The sequence below is a fragment of the Proteus myxofaciens ATCC 19692 genome (assembly GCF_001654855.1).
Lineage (GTDB): Bacteria > Pseudomonadota > Gammaproteobacteria > Enterobacterales > Enterobacteriaceae > Proteus > Proteus myxofaciens.
The window spans coordinates 1-4,101 of the sequence record NZ_LXEN01000058.1; the positions used below are offsets into that span (position 1 = coordinate 1).

Sequence of the window (4,101 nt, forward strand, 5' to 3'; positions counted from 1 at the left end):
AGTATATTTAGGTGCTGAAAGCTCTGGTATTGTAGATGTATTTGGTAAATTTATATCATTATCTAACTTTTCTTTTATTATTTTAGAAGTTAAAATGTCATTACTTTTTTCATTTATTAATTCTTTGTCTGAATCTATTTTTTCTTGAGGATATTCATAAACCTTATTAGAGGTTTGATCATTGCTTATTTTCATATATACACTCCAAAATAAAATTATATTGATATATTTTTTATAATATTTGATTTTAATTTACTACTTTCAGATAATTTATCACTCATATTTTTTAATATATCAGTTATGGTATCAACATTCTCATTATAACTTTCCATTATCTTATTCATCAGATTGATAATAAGATCTAGTATGGCTTCAAGCTTTTTACTGTTACCTACCGATTCTAATAGTTTTGCTGAAAGGGTACTACTGTAAATATTAACTGTGCTAGATGCTAAAGTATTCACCATTTTGGAAGTAACAAGTGTTCGTTTTAACATAACATTTGCTTTTTCACTTAATTCTTTAGCTAAAAATTTATTAAGTGATTTCATTACATCATCATAAATTTTATTAAGGATCTCTTTTATAAACTTACCAAGTGTTTTTTCAAGATAATCATTTAATACTTTTTTTAATGTTTGCTTTACTTGTTCATTAAATATGCGTTTAGTGATATTTGAAACACCTTTTGAAATACCTTGCGCTAAAGGGCCTAACACAAGAGTTAAAGCTATAGCACCGATAAAAAGTGCAGCGGTAACTAAAATCTTTAAGGCTAATTTTAATTTATCTTGGATTTGGTTTTTAATTTTATCAATATCAGCATCCAATCCTAATTTTTTTAAGAAATCAAGTGACGTATTAACCGTATTCACTAAAAATGTAACTATTTCATCCACCATATTATTAATAGCTTCTGAAACTGGTGCCATAATTTCATCCATAAACGATTTATTATGCACCGCTTGATATACTTCATCGGCGACAGTTAATCCAACATCCGCAGCAAAAAGTGCAACTGCCACACCTAATAATGCCATAGAAGAGCCAGCAGTAAATATAGCTGCAACGCCCGCAATCAGTGAAAGCAATCCTCCTAATATTTTTAAACCAATACCAGCCCAATATTTAATTTCTTCTTGTTTTTTTATTTGTGCTTTTTGGTCTTCTACTTTATCTTTTAATGATTTTTCGGTTACTTCCCTCATCTGATCAAAAAGTTTTTGCTCACTGTCAGAACGTTGTAACATGACTTTCATTGTCAATTCACGTACTTTTGCTAGTAGATACGTTAATAACGCCATACCAGATAATGAATTAGCCATTATCTCTAATTCAATTTTGCTTTGAGTTGCAATAAGATCTCTATAAGTATTTTTTGCTGAAGTTAATTTATTATGAATTGATTTATTTTCTTTTTTTTGAATTAAATCCTTTAATTCAGAAAAATAAGAAGAGATTGATTTTAATTTATTATCATCCATTGAAACATTAGGCATATTATCAAAGATATGATTAAAAAAATCACCTAACTGTTTGTGTAGATTATCTATATTAGAAAGAGAAGTTTTGGACATATCGTTAGGAAGATTTAAAAATGAAAAGGTATTGTTTAAAAGCGCAACCATATCTTCTCTATCTTTTATTTTTCCACTTAATATCGCTTTTGTAATACTACTAGGAATCTTATTATTTTTTAAAAATGTATTTATATCAGATTCTGTTGCTAATTTATTATCTTTTATTTCTTTATAAATCCCCATCCAATAATCAATATAAGCTTCTTTATATTTTTTGACATCATCCAATATAGATTGGTATTGATCTTTTAATCCATCAACACCTTTAGATAAAGATTCTAATTTCCCAAGATAATAATCAACTTTATCTGTATCTTTTATTTTATCTAAAATACTTTGATTAATAAGATTTTGATAGGATAGCTGAAGATAAAGAAAATTATCCATTTTGCTATCATTCTTAACAGGAACTTTATTTTTAGCAGGAGAGGATAAATAAGAGTTTAGAGCAGTATTAGAATCTAAATTAATATAATTTTCTGCTAATTTATCGCTTTCATCGTAATAATGTCTTTGATTTACTAATAAATCATCTTTTATATTTTTATGATCAAAATCATTTATCTTACCTTCTGATTTATCAATTGATTTTTCATTTTCATCATCTCTTCTAGATGATGAAAATGATTTAATATGATATTTAGTATCAGATTTTAAATCTATTTTTTTATTGCTCTCTATTTGTTCTTCTGGTGCCCTTAAAATAGGTGCAACAATAGCATCGATATCTTTTTTTAGTTGTGATGCAATTAAATTATTATTAACTAAATTAATTTTTTCAGCTTGCTGTGTCGTATTCGTCTGTACTTTAGCTACCTCCTCTGAGGCCAGAGGAGTAGCATTATTAACTACAGTACTTTCTGTAGCAACTTTAATACTCATATTATTCTTCCTTATCCTTTTCTATCATAATTAAAGGAATATCTACAAGAGACTCTAAATAGGTATTAGCTTTATCTTTAATTACACTATCTTGGATATTTTCATAAACTTGGGTAAAACAATATTTTGCCTTCTCTTTTTCGCCCAATGACAGATTACATTGCCCCGCATAAAATACCGGCCGATAATCATTTTTTCCATTAAGATAAGCTAAAGCATAAAGGTCAATAGCGGCTTGATACTGTTTTTTCAATTGTTTAACGGCGGCAAGTCCCATAATATAATCAACATTATAGAAATCATATAAACATAAAAACTTAAAGATAGCTTCGGCTTCATCCAGTTTTCCTTTCTGATAGAAGTCATAAGCAAATGAATAAATTCCTTCCATAAATCCTTCTGGAATATTGCTTTCATCCTTGAAAGCGTTACCATTTTGAACAATAGAGACGATATAACTTGCTAATTTCTCTATTTCTTTTTCTGACATTTTTTGTTGTATTGACATAATGTTAATCCTTTCATCTATGATGAATAATTAATAATAAAATTCTAAAGTAATTTGTATTTACTGGCTTTAATAAAACGCACCATTGTATTTTATAAATACAATCTGTTATTTTTATAAAAATATTTTCACATTCATTTTTTTTGAGAAAATTAATTTATGTATTCCATTTCATCCCTTAACGTTCCTTCTATTTCAACTATTTTTAGCCAAATTAAAACATCCATAACATCTAATAAATCTTTATCTGCCATCACTTCAAAAAGATGATATTTATGATAAATTTTCCTCGCTAACTCAGGATAACGAATAACAGGAGTACCTACTTTTTTAGCGTATGCTTTAACTGCTAAAGCCATATTATCAATGCAACGTAATGAAACTAATGGCATAATATCGTTATCTGGATCGAAATAAATACCTACAGCAAAATGAGTCGGGTTAACAATAACAGCAGATGAATCTCTAATCATTTTTTTCATTGGTTCATCTAGTAACTCTTGATGCATTTGTTTTCGAGCTGATTTTATTTCTGGATCTCCTTCCATATTTTTATTTTCTTGTTTTACTTCATGCTTTTCCATCATCAAATCTTTTATAAAGAGAAAGAAATCAGTAATGATATTTAAAATAAGAATAGGAATAGAAAGTACAAAAAATAAAAATATAAAACTAATAACTAAAGAGCACCATTTATCAATAACTTCGCTTAAATTAGAACGGTATAATAAAAATATTTCCCTACCATGCAAAACAATAAAAAAATAGCAAGTAATACAAAATATAATAATAAAAAGTAGTGTTTTAATAAAATCTTTTACGGTCCTTAAGCTAAATATTTTTTTAAAACCAGAAATAGGATTAATATGATTTAAATCAATTTTAATAGCCTCAGTTGCTAGCTTAAAACGCGACTGAAATAATGATGGTATAGTACCGACTAATATTACAACAATGAGAACAGGTAAAATAATATCAAAAAATATCGAGCTCAATATATGAGTGTAACTTTTAAGTGTAATATTATTAGGGTGTAGTAACAAAGATTGGTAAAAACGAACAAACTCAGTAAAATTAGTATGATAAAAAACAAACATGACACCAACAAGATATACTAACCCTGATGTTAAC

4 protein-coding genes are annotated in these 4,101 nt (G+C 27.2%); all 4 read right to left on the minus strand.

Going from position 1 to position 4,101, the window contains the following annotated elements; all coding sequences use genetic code 11:
- A partial coding sequence (locus tag M983_RS06630) for a hypothetical protein (RefSeq protein WP_157091935.1) occupies positions 1–195 on the minus strand: 195 nt, incomplete at its 3' end.
- A 20-nt stretch (positions 196–215) separates the two neighbouring features.
- A complete protein-coding gene (gene sctE, locus M983_RS06635; protein ID WP_066748938.1) occupies positions 216–2,462 on the minus strand; it encodes a type III secretion system translocon subunit SseC family protein in 2,247 nt (748 codons plus the stop codon).
- A 1-nt stretch (position 2,463) separates the two neighbouring features.
- On the minus strand, positions 2,464–2,952 hold the full coding sequence (locus M983_RS06640) for a SycD/LcrH family type III secretion system chaperone (protein WP_425415185.1): 489 nt from the start codon (positions 2,950–2,952) through the stop codon (positions 2,464–2,466).
- A 170-nt stretch (positions 2,953–3,122) separates the two neighbouring features.
- Positions 3,123–4,101, minus strand: a 979-nt coding sequence (locus tag M983_RS06645) for an EscU/YscU/HrcU family type III secretion system export apparatus switch protein (RefSeq protein WP_066748942.1), incomplete at its 5' end; no start/stop codon positions are given.